The following is a 17,175-nucleotide window of genomic DNA, read 5'->3' as shown; positions in this document are numbered from 1 at the left end:
CCGGCGTGCGGACCGCGCGCCCGCTGCGACGGTCCAGGCCGGGCCCGCTGCCGCGGCGTGGGCTGCGTCACCGGTCGCGGAGGCTCATTCCGTCGGGGTTCCAGTCGAGCGACCAGCCGTAGCGCAGTGCGGCCTCCGCCTGCGGCCCAGCCAGGAACTCATCCTCTCGCCGGATGACCAGGTCGTCCTGGGCGACGTGGAAGGACGCGACGACGCAGGTCCGCGACCCGGCCGGCGCCGCACCGAGGCGAATCTCGAGGTTCTCGCCGGTGCGCGCGCCGACGGTGAGGACCGGCCGCAGCAGGTCCCATTCCGGCGCTCCGTGCAGCCCGTAGGCGAAGGCGAAGAACCGCTTGAACGTGGCCAGCGCGTGCAGGTCGACGAACGTCGTCTGGCCCTCGTGCTCGTCGCGCGGGGTGAGGGCCAGGACCTGGCGGCCGGACACGCCGGAGCCGGGCGCGCTGGTGGCGCCGCCGAGGGTCTGCAGAACGCCGGAGCTGCCGTCGAGCGACTGCCACAGGCAGCCGAGCTGAAGGTCGCTCGGGCGCGGCAGCCCGGTCCTGGTGGTCAGCGCGGTCCAGCGCAGCGTGACGGTAAGCGAGCCCGAGCCGCGTTTCTCGGCGGTCCAGGCGGTCGCGGGGTGGCCCTCATCGAGCACGGTGACATGTTCGAGCCGCTGCCGGTAACGGGCCGAACGCTCACCGAAGACCACGGCGCGCGGCCCGTCGCCCGCCGATCGGCCCGAGCCGGCCGCTCCCGGCTGGCCACCGCCTCCCGGCTGGCCACCAGCTGCCGGCCGGCCACCGAGGTCGAGCGCCGAGTGCCCGGGCGCCTGACCCGCGCCCGGCCCTGCGGCGTAGGAGCCGCTGCCAAGATCCAGCGACGCGCCGCTGCCCGGGGAAGGCGCCTGCCCAGCCGCGGGCGACCCGCCAGCGGTCTCATCGTCGAGGTCGAGTGACGAGCGGCCCCCAGCGGGCCGACCGACGGCCGGTGGTGGCGCCTGCGCGCTGCCACCCAGGTCGAGCGCGGAACGACCTCCCGGCGAGGAGGGCCCGGCGGGCAGCGGGCTGGCCTCGTCCAGGTCGAGCGGTGACCCGGCCGCCGGCCGGCCCGCCGCGGGCGGCCCAGGCTGAGCGGTCGGCGCGGGCGGTGGCGCCGGCCTCGCCGGCGCAGGCGCGGCTGGCCGAGAGGTCGGCGCGGGCGGTGGCGCCGGCCTGGCCGGCGCGGGCGGGACGGGCCGGGGCGGCGCGGCCGGCGGGCGCGGCGTCACCGGTGGGCGGGAGAACACCGGGCCTCGCTCGCCTGACCGCGCGGTCACGGCCGGCCGGGGCTGGTGACCGCCCGCCGTCTGCCCCGCCGGCCCGGGCCGCGCCGGAACAGCAGCCGGCGCGGCGTGCGGCGGCGGGTGCAGATGGTCTGCGACCTTGCGCCGGGACCGGGTCGGCGACGACCGGGTCACGAATGCCGCGACGTCGGCCGGACGGGCGGCGGCGACCTCGTGCCCGTTCTCGGCCAGGCCCGGCAGACCGTTGGTGTAGCCCTGCCCGACGGCGCGGAACTTCCAGGTCCCGGCGTGACGGTAGAGCTCGCCGAAGACCATCGCGGTCTCCCGGCCGGTCTCCGGGGTGACGTCGTGCCGGGCGATCTCGACGCCGTCGGCTTGGTTCAGCACCCGGATGTAGGGGCCGCCCACCAGCCGGAACGTCTGCCGCCGGGCGGCGGCGTCGAAGATGGCCGCGCCGAGCCGCAGGCGGGCGACTGCTGGCGGGATCGCGGCCAGGGTGACGACGAGCGTCTCCACGTCGACGACGTCGGCATGGCCGGCGGTCGCCCTGGTGGCCACGCCCTCCGCCGGGTTCGGCGTCTGGTGGGCGAGCAGCACCCCAGGCGAGCCGCCGTCCGTGCCGGACTGGTCGACGACGATGACGCCGTCCACCTCCAGGGCGGCCGCGCCGCCGGGCTGGTCGCGCCAGCCGAGCTCGACGCGGACCTGTTCGATGCCCGGGGCGGCGTCGGTCAGCCGCAGGTTGCCGCCCTTCGGCAGGGTCACGCTCATCGGGCGCCGGCCCGGTCGGGGGCGCCGGCCCGGTCGCGGGCGCCGGCCCGCGCCCCGCCCGCGGGATCGGGCAGCCACGCCGTCGTCCTCGCGCGGACGACGGGGCGCGGACGTCGACGGTCCAGGTCTTCAGTGGTCAAGGCAGGTCGCCCGGTCAGTCGAGGTCGAGGTCGGAGCGGCGGAACTTGGCGTCCAGGAAGCGCGCCTGGATCGCGAGCTTCGCGGCATCTCCGGTGTACACGAGATCCTGCAGCTCGTTCACGCCTTCGTCGAGCAGCACCAGCTGGCGGATCAGGTCGTCGGCGGGCGAGCTGCCGGTGACGCCCGGCCGTTCGGCGTACCGCGCCGGCAGCGCCAGGTAGTCACCGAGGGCGCGGGGCAGGTAGTCGTTGATGATCGCGGTGAGGTTGCGCAGCTCCTCGGCCTGGGCGGACCGGGCCTCGATGTAGCGCAGCAGCGGGCGCAGCACGTCGTCGATGTCGCGCACCACCGGCACCGCGCCGGGTGGCAGCCGGGCGCCGTCCCGGTCCGCCTGGGCGACGATCCCGGCGAGCTCGGCCCCCAGCTCGCGAGCCCGCCCGGCGGCCTGCGACCGCGGGTCCTCCTCGCCTGGGGTGACGCGGGCGCCGCTGCCGGGTTCCGCCTCGTCTCGCCGTCGCCGGAACACCGCTCCTCCTGTCCGTCCCTCAGGCCGAGCGGGGCGCCGTGCCGGCCGTGGTCAGTCCTCGCCCGCGCTCAGCGCTCGTTCGCCCGGGCCCGTTCCAGGTACGACCTCGACCGCCCCACCTGGGTCTCCAGCGCCGCGACCGTCGTCGCCATGCTGTCGACCGCCTTCGCGCGGTAGGTGTCGATCGCGTCCATCGTCGCGAAGATGTTGTCGAACGCGGTCTGCAGCGCCTCCACGCTGACCGTGCTGGAGGCGGCCTGCTCCTGGATCTCGGCCGACTGGGTGCGCAGCAGCTCGCTGGTTCGCACGATCATGTCGTTCGTCGTGGCGTTCAGCGCGTTGATCTGGTCGAGCACCAGCTTCTGGTTCGCCAGCGCCTGCGCGACGATCACCGCGGTGCGCAGCGCGGCGACGGTGGTCGTCTGCGCCCGGTCGACGCCCTTGATCAGCTCGATGTTGTTCTTGCGGACCAGGTCGAGGGCCAGGTAGCCCTGCACGCTGACGGCCAGCTGGGTGAGCAGGTCCTGCTGGCGCTGGCGGATGGGGAACAGCGCGTCGGAGCTGAGCGACTCGGCGGCCTTCGGGTCGGTGTACCGCAGCTGCTCGACCTTCGTCGAGACCGCGCCGTCCAGCGCCTTGGCCAGGGTCGCGTACTCGGTGAGCTTGCCCATCGCCGTCCACAGGTTCGCCTTCTCCTGCTCGATGGCAGCGTTGTCCTGGCGCAGCTCGTCCTGGCCCGAGCCGAGCGCGGTGATGATCGCGTCGAGCTGCTTCTGGGCCGACTGGTAACGCTGGAAGTAGGCGGCGATCTTGTTGCCCATCGGCACCATGCCGAGCAGCTTGCGAGCGCCCTTGAGGTCGGCGCGGCCCGGGTCCAGGTCGGTCACCGTCTGCCGCAGCTCGACGAGCGTGCCGGCCACCCGGGTCTGCGCGTCGCCGACCGGCCCGCCACGGCCGCGGCTGGCCTTCATCGCCGCCGCCGGCCGGTCGAGCATCCGGTTCGACACCCGGGCCGACGCGACGATCTCCCGCTCCCCCATCCGGGCGATGTCGTTGACCTTCTCCTGGAAGGCGGGGCTGCGCGGATCCTGGCTCGCGAGCTCGTCCGCGAAGGCAGCGGCCCGCTGGCGCAGCTGGGCCCGCGTCGACTCGTCGATCGGGACCAGGCTGTCGACCTGGTCGTCCGGAATCACGGCCACCGGTGCCGGCGGCGTCAGCTGAACCGGGTTCACGCCGGGCTTGGTCGTGGTGACGGTCGGCGGCGTCAGTGGCCCACCGAGGTTCAACGCATCCGACATCTCAGCCCTCCCGCCGCACCCCGCCGTCCATCGCTCTCGGCAGTGCTCGTCTTCACCACTGCTCACGCGGGGTTTTCCACTGTCCACGACCCTACGCCGACATATCTAGCAGAAGGCCCTGCGCGCGTCGGTCGTCCAGCGGACAGGCTGGAAGCGGCGGGTGGCCGGGCTCGATCGGTGATCGTCTGCCGGCTCGGCGGGCGGGGCCGGGCGGCTCCGGGACACCGTCAGACGTCCCGGAGCCACCTGCCCCGTCGGGTCAGCCCATGATCGGGCCGACGGTGAGCTGCTGGACCGAACGGTTCAGGCAGGCGTTCGTGCCCTTGGCCGACAGATAGCGCGGGAAGCCGCCGCGCGGAGCGGTGATCCGCAGGCCAGCCGCGGGTCGGTACGTCTTCGCGGTGTCACAGCCGACCTGCAGGCCCGCGTGGACCTCGCGCAGCGTGATCCTCGCCTTCCCGCCGGGCCGGAGCGTCACGACCTTGGGCGGGCCACCGGTGCGGGCGGCCGTGGCACCGAGCTGGCGACCGCGCCCGTCCACGAACGCCACACCCGGATAGCCGCTCACGAAGCAGGTCCGCCCACCGACGTTGGTGTAGGTGATCGTCCAGTAGGTGCTGCCGGCGGCGCCTTCGGTCTCGGTGACCGACGGGCTCAGCGCCGCGCAGGGAAACCCTCGGTGCTCGGGGACCGGGCGCTGGGCCGGCGGCCGGCCCGCGGCGGCTCCGGTAGCGGCGGCGCACACGACGCCAGCCGACAGGGCTGCGGCCACCACAGACTGACTGATCCATCGCATGGCCTCTCCCTTCGCGCCCACAGGCGCGCCGTCGCGACGGTCACGACGGTCGCCACGACTTCCCGCGCGACTGAATGGCGACGGTCCGTCAACCGACGGTGACGCTCCGACTCAGTCTCACGGGAAGCGTCCTTCCCCGGAAAGCGGCAGCCGAACACAGACAGTGACCGCGAGACTTGCCGCCGAAGCCGCACCCACCGCGGCCGACCGGACGGAACCTCGACACCAGGTCACCCCGACAATCGTTCGCCCGACTGACGTAGTAGTTTGTAGTAGTCCAGGCGGGACGACGGGCGGAGACGATCGTGGTGCGTGACAGGGCCTTGTCGCCGCCGGCCACTGAAGATGGACAACCAGCCGGCCACCCACGCCGCGAGCGGGCCGCGTGCGGGAGCGCGTGATGCGCGGGACCGTCGCCGTCGTCGACGACGACCACGTCCTGTGCGCGACGATCGTCCGGGTGCTGCGGCTCGAGGGGTTCGCCGTCGCCTGGTCCGCCGGTAGCGGAGACGAGGCGCTGCGCCGGGCGGAGGGCGCCGCGCGACCGGACGCGTTGCTTCTGGACATCACGCTGCCCGACACCGACGGTCGCGACCTGCTGGGCGCGCTGCGCGGCCGTGGCGTCGCCGCGCCGGCGCTGCTGCTGTCCGCCAAGGGCTCGACAGCCGACAAGATGCTCGGCTTCGGCGCCGGCGCCGACGACTACCTGACGAAGCCGTTCGCGATCGACGAGCTGCTCGCGCGCCTCGACGTGCTCGTGCGCCGCTCCCCCGTCCCCGCGGCCCGGGAGCTGCTGCTCGACCCGGTCCGCCACATCGTCGCCGGGCCGGCCGCGGCGGCCCCGCTTTCGCCGACCGAGTACCGCCTGCTCGCCGCGCTGGTCAGCCGGCAGGGCGAGGTGGTCCGGCGGGCGAGCCTGATCTCCAGCGCGTGGCCGCCTGGCGCGGTGGTCCGGGAGAACACCCTGGACAGCTACGTCACGAGGCTGCGGCGCACCCTGCGCGTCATCGGAGCGACGTCGTCGATCGCCACCGCCCGCGGCGTCGGCTACCGGCTCGACTGATGCGGCGCCGGCTGGTGCTGCTCACCGTCACGGTGCTGGCGGCCTCACTCGCCCTGTTCACGGTCGCGTTCTGGCTGCTGCTGCACGGCTGGCTGCGTCACGACGCCGGCGTTCTGCTCGCCTCGCGGGCGCGGGCCGCCACGGCGCTGGTCGCCGTCGACGCCGGTCGGCTGGTACTCGAGGAGACCCCGGGCGACGAGGCGGTGGAGCCGGCGCTCTGGCTGTACGACCCCGGGCTGACGCTGGTCGCCCGCCCGCCCGGCGATCGCTCGCTCGACCAGGCCACCCGGGCGTTGGCCTCCGGCGGTCCGGGCACTCGGGTCGTCGGCCAGGTGGAGCTGCGTGCCATGACGGTCCAGGACGGGACTCGCCATGTCGGCATGGTCGTGGTCGCCTTGAGCCTTGCTCCGTACACGCACAGCGAGCGGCTGGCCCTCGGCGCGGCGGCGCTGCTCGACGTCCTGGTGTTGGCCGGCGCGGCGCTGCTCGCCCGCCGGCTGGTCGGCTCGGCACTGCGCCCGGTGGCGGCGATGACGGCGTGTGCCCGCGCGTGGGGCGCGCACGTCCCGGACCAGCGGTTCGGCCTCGGCCCACCGCGCGACGAGATCACCGGCCTCGCGGCGACCCTGGACGGGCTGCTCACCAGGCTCGCGGCGAGCCTTCGCCACGAGGCGCTGGTCACCTCGCAGATCGCCCATGAGCTGAAGGCACCGCTGACCCGGCTGCGTGCCGTCGCGGAGACCTCCGCCCGCTACGACACGCGCAGCGAGCCGCTGCGCGCCACGCTGGGCCAGGTCGTCGACGAGGTCGACCAGCTCACCGGCGTCGTCGAGACCCTGCTGAAGGCACACGGCGGCTCGGCGACCACCGGCGAGGTCGATCTCGTCGCCGTCGCCCACCGGGTCGCGCGGGCCGCGCCGTCCGGGACGCCGGTGACCGTCAACGGGACCGCCGGCGTGGCCCTCTGCGACCCGGAACTGGCGGAACGGATGCTGGCGCCGATCGTGGCCAACGCGCTGCGCTACGCCCGCGGGTCGGTCGCCCTGCGCCTGGACCGGCCCGGCGTGACCGCCGGCGGCCGGGCGGCGGTCCGGCTCGCCGTCCTCGACGACGGGCCGGGGTTCGCCGCCGGTGAGGCGGAGGCGGTATTCGAGCCGGGCTACCGGGGGGCCGCCTCGACCGGCGACGGCGCCGGGCTCGGCCTCCCGTTGGCCCGCAGGCTTGCTCGCCTCGCGGGCGGCGACGTCCGGGTGGTTCCCGAGGCACGCGGCCACGTGGTCCTCACGTTGCCCGCGCTCCCGGACGCCGGCTGGGACGACGCCGGGCTCGGCACCACCAGACCGCCGCTCGCCGCCGCCAGCACCCTGGGAGGGCAGGGCGCCAGCGGCCGCGAGGTGGGAGCGACCGGATGACCGGCCGCCGTCTAGCGCTGGCCGAACCGGCCAGCCGCCTCGTCCGCCCAGGCGCCGTCCTCCGACGCCGCGGCGTAGTCCCGGGCCGTCGGGATGACCGCCGGGTCAGCGACGGCGGCACCGTCCGCCCTGCCCGCCTGGACCTCCGTGCGGTCTCTCCCTGTGACGGTCAGGTAGACCACCGTGAGGATGATCGCGGCCAGGAACAGCAGGCTCGTGCCCAGCGTGCCGAGGCCCGAGCCACCCTCGTCGGGGGCGCCGCTGAGGTAGTCCCCGGTCGAGCCACCGAGCGGGCGGGTCAGCACGTAGGCGATCCAGAACGACACCATCGGCCCGAGGCCGAAGAACTGGTGCGCCACGAACACGACCGCGATCGCGGCGGCGAAGGTGATGACCGCGGTCAGCGGGGTGAAGCTCAGCCGGTCGACCAGCAGGTCGCCCGATGCCGTGCCGAGGGCGAAAGTGAACAGCACGACGAGCCAGTAGTACGCCTCACGCCGGCTGGTCACGATGCTGTGGATCGACAGTGTGCCCTCGGACCGGTACCAGGACACGAAGGTCAGCGCCAGCAGCGCGGAGAAGGCGATCGTGCTGACGATCAGGCTCACGTGCGCGCCGTCGGTGAGGTTGTCGGTCACCAGTGTGCCGACGACGCTGATCAGCACCACCGCCGTCCAGTAGACGCCCGGGACATACCGGTCGAGCCGGAACTGGGCGACCAGGGCGATGACGAGCAGCACCGCCATCAGCAGCGTCGTCCTACCGAGGCCGAAACCCAGCGTGCTGTTGATGTAGTCGGCCGCGCTTTCCCCGACCGTCGTACAGAGGACCTTGATTATCCAGAAGTAGACGGTTATCTCCGGGACCTTGTTGAACATCGTCCGGCCCGCGCGCCGCCGGCTTCCAGCCGAGTTTGTCAGGTTCACGCTGGAGACGCTTTCACCGCCGACCTGAAAACAACCTGACCAGCGTCGGCTGGCGCCGGGCCTGGGCCCGGACCGGCTCCGGCACGCTGATATGTATATGTTCGCGCGGCATTTCACTGACAAGACCGAAGACCTGCATGGTGCGCCGCGACCGCGCGGCCGGCATCGGCGCAGAAACCGAAGGGAACGTAATGACTTCGTCATCCCGAGGCGGGAGGCGGCACGCGGCACGGCAGATCGCGGTGAAGGTGCCCGAGATCACCGTCATGTTCTGGATCGTGAAGGTCCTCACGACGGGAATGGGTGAGGCCGCATCCGACTTTCTCGCCAACAAGAGCGTCCCGGTGGCCGCCGCGCTCGGGCTGCTCGGGTTCGCCGTCGGCATGGTGCTGCAGCTGCGCACCCGCAGGTATGTCACCGCCGTCTACTGGTTCGCGGTCGCGATGGTGGCCGTGTTCGGCACGATGGCGGCCGACGGCTTCCACAAGCTGATCGGCCTGCCGTACCCGGTGGTGACCACCGGCTATGCGATAGCCCTGGCCGTGATCTTCTATCTGTGGAACCGGTCCGAGGGCACACTGTCGATCCACAGCATCAACAGCCGCCGGCGTGAGGTCTTCTACTGGCTGACCGTGCTGGCGACGTTCGCCCTCGGCACGGCCGCGGGTGACCTCACCGCGTTCACGCTGAACCTGGGCTTCGGGGCGTCCATCGTCCTCTACGCGGTTCTGATCCTGGTGCCGCTCGTCGCCTACCGGATGCGTTGGATGAACGAGGTCGTCGCGTTCTGGTTCGCCTACGTGCTCACCCGCCCGTTGGGGGCGTCGATCGCCGACTGGCTCGGCAAGGACAAGAAGCTGCACGGCCTGGGCTACGGCGACGGGACGGTCACCGTCATCGCCGCGGTCCTGATCGCCGCCCTCGTCGCCTACCTGGCATGGACCGGGGCCGACGTCCAGGCCCGCGACGCCGCGGCGCCGGTCGCGCCCGCACGGACCGCGCCCAGACGAACGGCACCCGCACGACCGGTGCCCGGCCAGTACGGCGAGACCTACCGAGACGTCCCCTATGGCGAGCCCTACGGCAACCGGCGCACCGTCGAGGCGGAACCGACAGACTGGTGAACGGTCGCGGACACGCAGGGAGCGCGGGAGGTGGCGGGTGCGGGTAAACGGCACACTCGGCGGCCTGGAGACGGCGGCGAGCCAGGCGATCGCGGCGAAGGCCGCGGGCTACGACGGGGTGTGGACCGGCGAGGTCAGCTCGGACCCGTTCCTGCTACTGGCAGTCGCGACCCCGGCGACGTCCCGGCTGGGGCTGGGCACGTCGATCGCGGTGGCGCTGGCCCGTTCCCCCGTGGCGCTCGCCTACACGGCCAACGACCTGCAGCGCTTCTCGGGCGGGCGGTTCTCACTCGGCCTCGGCTCGCAGGTGAAGGCCCACATCACCCGGCGGTTCTCGATGCCCTGGAGCCGGCCCGCGGCGCAGATGCGGGAGTTCGTGCTCGCGATGCGGGCGGCGTGGTCGAGCTGGGAGCAGGGCACGCCACTCGCCTTCGAGGGCCTCAAAGGCCCAGATCGCTCAGCCCAGGGTGGTCGTCCGGCCGGCGGCCGATCGGCCAGTGGCAGAGCCGGTCGGACTCCGCGATCGGCAGATCGTTGATGCTGGCGTGCCGGCGGACCATCAGGCCGTCGGCGTTGAACTCCCAGTTCTCGTTGCCGTACGAGCGGTACCACTGACCCGAGTCGTCGTGGCACTCGTAGGCGAACCGGACCGCGATCCTGTTCGCGCCGAACGCCCACAGCTCCTTGATGAGGCGGTAGTCCAGCTCCCTGGTCCACTTGCGGGCCAGGAACTCGACGATCTCCGCGCGGCCGGTGACGAACTCGGCGCGGTTCCGCCACCGGCTGTCCTGCGAGTAGCCCAGGGCGACCGCGCCGGGATCGCGGCTGTTCCAGGCGTCCTCGGCCCGGCGCACCTTCTCCCGGGCGCTCTCCTCGGTGAACGGCGGCAGCGGCGGGCGGGGTGAGTCGGGCATCGCCTCTCCTCGGTAACTCCTGCGCGGCAGGTGGCACCGCCCGGCCGGGATGACGACGACCACGATAGACAGCCCGGCGGCCCGCATCTTCACGGAACGCGGTGAAGCGAGGCCGTGCCGTGAGCGTCCGGCGACTGAAGGCGGACGGTTCGCGGTCGCCGGTCCGCCAGGAGCGCAGGACCTCCGGACGAGGCCGCGAGCGCGCCAGCCCGGTTAGGGCCGCCGGCGGCGGCGACCGGTGACGCGTCGCCCAAAACGAACGTACGGTGACGAACAGGGGAACCGTCGCCTGTCCGACCTTCCGCGGCCGACGACGGGTCTGCGAGCACGCGCACCGCGGCTGGCTCGGTGACCGGTGGTCGACGGCGACGGGAGTCGAATGCTGATCTTGACCTGGCAGGCGGCCGTCATCGTGGCGGCCGTCCTGCTGGCGGGGGCGCTGATCGGCTCGATCGCCAACAGCTACTGGCCGCACCGGGCGGTGGAGATCGTCTCGGCAGCCGCCCGGGAGTCGGGGATCATCCTCGCGCTGTTCGGGCTGTGGCAGGTCGTGCGCATTCTCGCGATCACCCGGGTCGCCGGCGGGATCCGCAACGGGGAGTGGATCTGGCACGCGGAGCAGCGGGCTCACCTGCCCAGCGAGCTCACCCTGGAGCGGTTCATGCTCCGGCACGAGGGAGCGCTCCACCTGGCCAACACCTTCTACAGCACCGTGCACTTCCCGGCCATGATCGCCTTTCTGTGCTGGCTGTTCATCCGGCACCGGCAGAGCTACCCGTCGGCGCGCAACTCGATCGTGCTGCTGACCGGCTCGTGTCTGCTCATCCAGGTGTTCCTGCCGGTGGCTCCGCCGCGGATGCTCACCTCGGTCGGCTTCGTCGACGAGGCGGTGCAGCTCGGCCAGTCGGTGTACGGGGAGTTCGGCGGCGGCGTGGCCGCGCAGCTGTCGGCCATGCCGTCGGTACACGTCGCCTGGGCGTTCCTCATCGCCGTCGAGGTGATCCGGGCCAGCCCCAGCCGCTGGCGCTGGCTCATCGCCGTCCACCCGGTCCTGACGACCTTCGTCGTCGTCGTCACGGCCAACCACTACTGGGCCGACGGGATCGTCGCGGTCGTCCTGCTGGCGCTGGCCGAGCTGGGCAGCTGGGCCATCGCGGCCTCGCGGCGCCGCCTCTGGCCGGCCGGGCTGCTGCCCGCCCAGTCCCGGCGGCCCGCCCGCCACGATCAGCCGAGTGGCGTTGCGGGGTCACGCACCGCCGCGGACGAATGGGCGATCAACGGCTGACGACGAAGGGCCCGTTCTCGGGGGCCGCCTTGCGCGCCGCCAGAAGCACGTGGGCTGCTCCCACTCATCGCGCTTGGCGACGGGCACCGCGTATCGACCGAGTCGTGGCTCGATCTGCGCCGCGGCTGTAAGCGCCGTGGCATGGCCGCGCCGTTGCTCGCGGTCGGCGACGGCCGCCGACAAGGGTCAAGATCGTCATCTGACTCCCCCGCCGAGGTCAGCAGCGCGGTGAGATCCTCGACGCTCTGAGCGTCAGGAAGGGCGAGCGGCCGGGCCGCGAGCCCGGCCGCGCGCCCCTCCGGGAGGGACCTCACGGCGTTGTCGTGGAACTTCCTCGCCAGCTCCTCGGGTGGCTCGGCGATCGTGCGCAGGACGGGCTTGGCGACGCCCAGCTCGATCGCTGTGACGTCGGCGGGGGGCGAGCCCCTGGCCCCCCCCGCAGCCGCAGGGCGGCGTCCACGCTCGCGTGGGTGACGTGGTTGCACGGGTACGGCTTGAAGACCACGCGCGGCAGCTCCCAGTCCGTGCCCAGGCCGCGGCCGACGGCGTCCGGGTGGGCGCCGGTCGCCGCAGAACGCCTGCAGGAACCCGAAGCGGCCCTCCAGCACGGTCGGCCGGCCGGTGAGCCGGTCCCGGGCCAGGTCGGCCGCCGCCACGCCGCAGTGCGCGGCCCAGCCGCGGTGGACCCACTTGGCGGTCCCGCCGGTGCGGTTGGCCGCCAGCAGGCCGGCGCCCATGCTGGCCGCGATGCCGGCGGCGGAGGCGACCCCCGCCTCGTCCTGCCCCTGCAGCATCGCCACGGCCACCGCGGCGCCGACCGCGCCGCAGATGGACGTCGCGAGCAGACCACGCTCGAAGAACACCGAGTTACGCAGCGCCTCGTCGTAGCCGGGCTCGGTATTCAAGAACGGCAAGCTCATCGAACGACCCGACGAATCAGAGGATGGTGATCAGCAAGTCACGTGACACGCCGATCAACAGGTCTTGACTATTCCTCTCGTGGCGGTACGGATCATCGATAGCGTCATCGCCCACCTACACGTCCCGGACGATGTCACGGACGGTGACGGCCAGCCGCGGGGGTCTACGGGCAGCAGAACACACCTTGTTAGTAACGTCCCACAGGGGGGCATGCGCCTTGAACCCTGTGGCCTACGCTAACCCGCGGGCTGCCCGACCTTGATCGACTTTGCGCCAGCTGCCCTGCAAGACAAGGGTTTGTGCACCCGACCGCCATCAATGCGAACCTACCGAGCGTCACCGGCCCAACCATCGCCATCCCCGCCACACACACCAAGATCCGCCGCGGCGGCTACCTCGGCAACACCCACTGGCGCGCACGACCTGCACAAACGAACAACCCGATCCAACATGACAACGAACGAAACACTGAATCCGACCCAGCCGATGATGTAACACACCGTTACTAACGACAGCGGTCGACGCCCCCGGCCTCGCCACCAAGCGGCGACGCCGCGCACTGCCGGGCGCACCCAGACGGATGGGGGCCGAAGTGAGATCTAGGTTCCATTATATCCACCGACCTCGGTCCACGAATCGCCGATCGAACCGCTCGAACCGCATGCACGAGGTGTCCGTCTTCAGGGGCCAAGCTCACAATCGGCCTCACAGCTGCAGGAGGCCCGCAGCAGTCTGGCGGAACCCGCATCGCTGGTAGAAGGGTTTCAGATGTGGTTCGTAGTCGACGTGCAGCCACTCGGCGCCGCGAGCCCTCGCCTCGTCCGCGGCAGCTAGCACCAGGCGTATCCCGAGTCCCTGGCGGCGGACGTCCGGGTGCACGGTGGTGTCCAGGATGAAAGCGTGCACGCCGCCGTCACCGACGACGTTGACGAAACCTACCAGCCGCTCTCCTCGACGCGCCGCGATCCACGTAAGACTGCGAGACAGCACTGGCGCGAACGACGCAGGTCCGCGGCCCGGCCACGACGCGCCGAACAGCCCGTTGAGCTCGGCGTACGTCAGGCCAGGACGCACGACCAGCACTGCTCCGTCAGCCTGGGACGGTCTACCGGGCGCCATGTAAGCAGCCTGCCACGCAGCACCCATGTTGACGCTCGCTCGCCAACTATCGCGGCGCTCGCTATCCGCTCGCCAACGACGACGGCGATTCGCCACGTAGATCCGATCCCTACAGGTCGTTGTATGATCGGATCTACGTGGCGACTCCAAGCTGGCGGATCGCGGTTGCGGTGGACGCCTGGCCCTCGCAGGCGAGAGGCCGCACCCGTCGCTCACTCCCGGTTGTCGGGCGGCGTACTCGCGCCACCGGCGGCCAGCTCGCTCAGCGCCACCTCACGCCCCGCGCCGGGAGTGTCAGGCCGGTCGTGAGTGCCGAGGGTGGTTCTGATGGGTTGTCCCGCGCCGGGTGTGGGTGGCGATCGACGCAAGGGTTCCGCGTGGGACACGGCGTCCCCTGACCTGCGGGATCGAGTGCCTGCGCCGTTCACAGGCCAGTTCCGCAGGCAAGGGGGCAGGCCTGAGTCACGACACTGGCGATCGTCGGCGTGCGCGGAGCAGGGAGAAAGTCCAGGTGAGCGAGCAGCAGATCGGGTTGGTTGCGCATCTCTGGGTTATGCATCCATTTCCGTTTGGGTCGGACGTGGCTGCGGCGCTGCCGGACGAGGAGCGCCGCGGCATGAAAGCCGCGCTATGCCGCCTCGCAGCACCCCACCAGAGAGTTCACATCCTGCGCCACTACCACGCCCTGCCGGACGAGGTGATCACCCGAGACGCTCATGATCAGCCCGGCGACGGTCCGTTTCACCGCGAGCCGGCTGACGCGCGCACTGGCCGGTCCCTCGAAGAGGAGAGCCGATGTCTTCCCTAGAAAACCGCCTGCGTGACGCCACCCACGCGTCCGCTGACCTGGTGACTCCCGAAACGGAGCCTCCACCCGTCTTCCACCACGCGCGGGATGACCGCCCTACGCGAAACACGGCAACACCAGACCTGGAACGCAGATACCGCAGACGGGCACACGCGCTGGTACCAGCGTTGCTCGCCGCGGGATTGCTGGCCGTCGGCGTGGGGATCGTCCTGCCGAGGGTGATCCGCGCCGTGCCCAATCCGCCGGCCGCGCCAGCGCGACGGCGCCGGGAGATCCGGCCAGACCGAGATGCGCAAAATACCTACACACAGCCACCGCCGGATACCTGCCTCCTGTAGCGCGCCAGAACTCGATCCGCGGCCGTGGGCCGGTTGCGGGGGCGGGCAATCGGGAGGATCGGCCTATGTCAGCGCAGCCCGACTGGGCTCCGCCGCCATCGGCACCCGAACCCGCCGACCCAGCCTGGCCCGCCTTCGCTACCGTCTGCCGAGCCATCGTCGACGCCGAGGTCCGCCCGCTACGCAATCGCTACCGCCGCCGCGCCAACAGGCACCAGTTCTGCTACCGCCTCGACGGGTGCCGTTATGGCCGTTGCGCGCTAGATGGCCACACGATGTCGACGGTCTTTCCGGTGTTGTAGGCGTATGCGACGACGTCCGCCGGCACCGAAATCGCGGCTGGGCTGGCCGTCCCATACAGCAACGAGCAGCTCGGCGCTGTCCACGAGCCTTTGGCTGGCTTCTTGATCCGCGGTCGGATCTCCAGCCGGCGTGTACGGTCCTGCGCCGTGCTGGTCAGCCTGTGCGCGGCTGGATGGTCTGGTGGAGCCGACGACCGAGGCTGAGCTCGGCCCTTGAGCACGGACACCAGCATGTTGCCCCCGTTCAGCGGACACGCTGGTCAGGAGTTCGCGGTCGGCTGGCGGTTGACGGTCTCGTACTGGAGCGGGGTCTGCCAGTCGAGGGCGGAGTGGCGTCGACGGCGGTTATAGAACCCCTCGATGTACTCGAAGATGGCGTTGGCGAGCTCGATCCGGGTGTTCCAGCGTTGCCGGTTGAGCAACTCGGTCTGCATGCGTGCCCAGAACGCCTCCGCGACCGCGTTGTCGTAGGCATCCCCGACGGTGCCCAACGAGGGTAGAAGCCCGGCCTGATGGGCCCGTTCGGTGAACGTCCACGAGGTGAACTGCGTCCTGTGGTCGGCGTGGATGATCCCGCAGGGAATCTGCCCGTCGCTGCCACGGACTCGATCGCCATCCCGAGCGCACAGGTCGCCAACTCCGCGCGTAACTAGTCAGGTGTTTCTTGGCTGACGGTTACTGGTTGTCACGCGGTGGCGGTGGGGGCTTGGGTGTTGGTGGGCAGCCAGGGGCGGCCCTCGGCGAGTTGGACGAGGGCGTCGAGCATGGCGAGGCCGTGTTTGGCGGTGGTCGAGAGGTAGCTGCGCAGTGCGCAGAACTGGCGGGCGCCGGTGAGGGAGCGCAGGCAGCCGGAGACCTTCTGTCTCAGCTTGACCATTCTGATGTCGCGCTCCGGCCCGTTGTTGTCTGGTGGGATGGCCAGGTTGTTCAGGAAGCGCAGGTAGTCGGCCTCGCGGTCGGCGAGGCGGCGGGCCAGGGCGTTGTGCTTACGCATCAGCTTCGTCGAGCGGGCCTGGGTCTGGCTGATCCCGATCTGGACGGCGTGGCGCAGCCGGCGCAGCGGCTCGGCGGTCGCTTCGGGAGCGAGGGCGGTGGCGCCGGCGGCGCGGGCGTCGGCGGCGAGCCGCTCGAGGTCGACGAGCGCCTCGCCGGCCTGCGTCGCCCAGCACCAGCCGTCGGGCGGCGACGTGTCTGCGACCGCGGTCAACTCCCGCGCCACGTGGGCACAGCAGAGCTGGTGATCCGTCTGGACGTAGGTGTCATACGGCGACCAGCAGTCGTGCACCGCGACCCCGGTGTAGCCGGGCAGCACGCCCAGGTAGGCCATCCCCTCGACGCCGCGGCGGAGGTGGCAGACGAGCAGGGTGTACTTCTCGGTGCGGGCGCAGTGCACCCAGTGCAGCTTCCCGGCGACGCGCAGCCCGGTCTCGTCGAACCCGGCGACCGGCGCCGCCGCGATCTCGTCGCGGACCCTCGGGAGGAACTCCTTGGCCAGGCGGGCCGCGGCGCGGGCGAGCATCGCGGCGACCGTGCCCGCCGACAGCGGCGTGCCGAACAGTTCGGCCATCGCGGCGGCGGCCCGGTCGCGCGCCAGGAACTGGCCGCCATAGAGATAGAGGACCGTCGCCTCGACCCGCGGGCCGTACTGGACCGGGGCGTCGGCCCCGCGCGGTGCCGCCGCCCGGGTCCGGGTCCCGCAGCAGGCGCACTCCCGCTCGACCAACCGGTGCTCGACGACCAGCGGGACCGGTTCCGGCAGGTCCACGACCTGGCGCCGCTCGACCGAGGTGACCGCCGCCAGCACCAGCCCGTCCCCGCAGCCCCGACACACCGCCGGCTCATGGGTCACGACCCGGCCCGGGTCCGCGGCCAGCCTCAGCGTCGACCCCTCATGCCCTTCCTGACCCCCCGGCTTCCGGCCGGTCCGCGCACGCCGCGACTTCGGGTCCGGCTTCCCCAGCCCGTCCGAGCTCGGCGGCTTCGAGGAGTTCCGCGAGCTCGTCGCCACCTGGGCCCGCAACGCCTCGATCTCGGCGTGCGCCTTCTCCAACGCGGCCCGCAACCCGGCGACCTGCGCGGCCTGCGCCACGACCAGCACCGCGAGCTCGTCATACGACGGCGCGGGCTGATCGACGGAAGACACACG

General features: G+C 72.0%; 14 protein-coding genes and 3 pseudogenes. 6 read left to right on the top strand and 11 right to left on the bottom strand.

Going from position 1 to position 17,175, the window contains the following annotated elements:
* Nucleotides 1–67: 67 nt before the first annotated feature.
* From FRADC12_RS34070 to FRADC12_RS21400, 4 genes are all read right to left on the bottom strand, one after another.
* On the bottom strand, nucleotides 68–2,056 hold the full coding sequence (locus FRADC12_RS34070; protein ID WP_045877983.1) for a TerD family protein: 1,989 nt from the start codon (nucleotides 2,054–2,056) through the stop codon (nucleotides 68–70).
* Nucleotides 2,057–2,210: 154 nt separating this feature from the next.
* A complete protein-coding gene (locus FRADC12_RS21410) occupies nucleotides 2,211–2,723 on the bottom strand; it encodes a hypothetical protein (RefSeq protein ID WP_045877982.1) in 513 nt (170 codons plus the stop codon).
* 68 nt (nucleotides 2,724–2,791) lie between these two features.
* Entirely contained in the window at nucleotides 2,792–4,021 is a 1,230-nt protein-coding gene (locus FRADC12_RS21405; RefSeq protein ID WP_045877981.1) for a toxic anion resistance protein, read from the bottom strand.
* A gap of 259 nt (nucleotides 4,022–4,280) precedes the next feature.
* The gene (locus FRADC12_RS21400) at nucleotides 4,281–4,796 is read right to left on the bottom strand and encodes a DUF4232 domain-containing protein (RefSeq protein ID WP_232303944.1); all 516 of its coding nucleotides are present in this window, start codon (nucleotides 4,794–4,796) and stop codon (nucleotides 4,281–4,283) included.
* Nucleotides 4,797–5,217: 421 nt separating this feature from the next.
* Between FRADC12_RS21400 and FRADC12_RS21395 the strand changes: the two genes are divergently transcribed.
* Complete coding sequence (locus FRADC12_RS21395) at nucleotides 5,218–5,880, top strand: response regulator transcription factor (protein WP_045879982.1); 663 nt, start codon at nucleotides 5,218–5,220, stop codon at nucleotides 5,878–5,880.
* Complete coding sequence (locus FRADC12_RS21390; RefSeq protein ID WP_045877980.1) at nucleotides 5,880–7,292, top strand: sensor histidine kinase; 1,413 nt, start codon at nucleotides 5,880–5,882, stop codon at nucleotides 7,290–7,292. The genes FRADC12_RS21395 and FRADC12_RS21390 overlap by 1 nt, the downstream gene beginning before the upstream one ends.
* A gap of 11 nt (nucleotides 7,293–7,303) precedes the next feature.
* Here the strand turns inward: FRADC12_RS21390 and FRADC12_RS21385 are convergent, their stop codons facing one another.
* Together FRADC12_RS21385 and FRADC12_RS32465 are read right to left on the bottom strand one after the other, a co-directional pair.
* Nucleotides 7,304–8,218 carry a COG4705 family protein gene (locus tag FRADC12_RS21385; protein ID WP_045877979.1) on the bottom strand — a complete coding sequence of 305 codons (915 nt, stop codon included), beginning with the start codon at nucleotides 8,216–8,218 and terminating at the stop codon, nucleotides 7,304–7,306.
* A 13-nt stretch (nucleotides 8,219–8,231) separates the two neighbouring features.
* Complete coding sequence (locus FRADC12_RS32465; RefSeq protein ID WP_198153182.1) at nucleotides 8,232–8,486, bottom strand: hypothetical protein; 255 nt, start codon at nucleotides 8,484–8,486, stop codon at nucleotides 8,232–8,234.
* Between FRADC12_RS32465 and FRADC12_RS21380 the strand changes: the two genes are divergently transcribed.
* Both FRADC12_RS21380 and FRADC12_RS30295 read left to right on the top strand, forming a co-directional pair.
* The gene (locus FRADC12_RS21380) at nucleotides 8,485–9,342 is read left to right on the top strand and encodes a COG4705 family protein (RefSeq protein ID WP_232303943.1); all 858 of its coding nucleotides are present in this window, start codon (nucleotides 8,485–8,487) and stop codon (nucleotides 9,340–9,342) included. The genes FRADC12_RS32465 and FRADC12_RS21380 overlap by 2 nt on opposite strands.
* Before the next feature lie 37 nt (nucleotides 9,343–9,379).
* A pseudogene (locus FRADC12_RS30295) lies at nucleotides 9,380–9,781 on the top strand (LLM class flavin-dependent oxidoreductase); the annotation flags it as partial.
* Between the two features lies 1 nt (nucleotide 9,782).
* Here the strand turns inward: FRADC12_RS30295 and FRADC12_RS21375 are convergent.
* The gene (locus FRADC12_RS21375) at nucleotides 9,783–10,256 is read right to left on the bottom strand and encodes a nuclear transport factor 2 family protein (protein ID WP_045879980.1); all 474 of its coding nucleotides are present in this window, start codon (nucleotides 10,254–10,256) and stop codon (nucleotides 9,783–9,785) included.
* A gap of 379 nt (nucleotides 10,257–10,635) precedes the next feature.
* Between FRADC12_RS21375 and FRADC12_RS21370 the strand changes: the two genes are divergently transcribed.
* A complete protein-coding gene (locus FRADC12_RS21370; protein WP_045877978.1) occupies nucleotides 10,636–11,541 on the top strand; it encodes a phosphatase PAP2 family protein in 906 nt (301 codons plus the stop codon).
* A 569-nt stretch (nucleotides 11,542–12,110) separates the two neighbouring features.
* Here the strand turns inward: FRADC12_RS21370 and FRADC12_RS35090 are convergent.
* Nucleotides 12,111–12,461: pseudogene (locus tag FRADC12_RS35090) on the bottom strand (MmgE/PrpD family protein); the annotation flags it as partial.
* A 706-nt stretch (nucleotides 12,462–13,167) separates the two neighbouring features.
* Nucleotides 13,168–13,581 (bottom strand): GNAT family N-acetyltransferase, encoded by a 414-nt coding sequence (locus FRADC12_RS21360; protein WP_045877977.1) that lies wholly within the window; start codon nucleotides 13,579–13,581, stop codon nucleotides 13,168–13,170.
* A 511-nt stretch (nucleotides 13,582–14,092) separates the two neighbouring features.
* On the opposite strand from FRADC12_RS21360, the gene FRADC12_RS21355 reads away from it, so the two are divergent.
* The gene (locus FRADC12_RS21355; RefSeq protein ID WP_045877976.1) at nucleotides 14,093–14,389 is read left to right on the top strand and encodes a hypothetical protein; all 297 of its coding nucleotides are present in this window, start codon (nucleotides 14,093–14,095) and stop codon (nucleotides 14,387–14,389) included.
* Nucleotides 14,390–15,289: 900 nt separating this feature from the next.
* On the opposite strand, the pseudogene FRADC12_RS32455 reads toward FRADC12_RS21355, so the two are convergent.
* Together FRADC12_RS32455 and tnpC are read right to left on the bottom strand one after the other, a co-directional pair.
* A pseudogene (locus FRADC12_RS32455) lies at nucleotides 15,290–15,610 on the bottom strand (transposase); the annotation flags it as partial.
* 104 nt (nucleotides 15,611–15,714) lie between these two features.
* On the bottom strand, nucleotides 15,715–17,172 hold the full coding sequence (tnpC, locus tag FRADC12_RS21345; RefSeq protein WP_045875598.1) for an IS66 family transposase: 1,458 nt from the start codon (nucleotides 17,170–17,172) through the stop codon (nucleotides 15,715–15,717).
* Nucleotides 17,173–17,175: the final 3 nt, after the last annotated feature.

Origin of the sequence: Pseudofrankia sp. DC12 (assembly GCF_000966285.1) — a bacterium.
Classification (GTDB): Bacteria; Actinomycetota; Actinomycetes; order Frankiales; family Frankiaceae; genus Pseudofrankia.
Note: the sequence above shows the minus strand (reverse complement) of the source record. Positions and strands in the feature narration are given on the sequence as shown.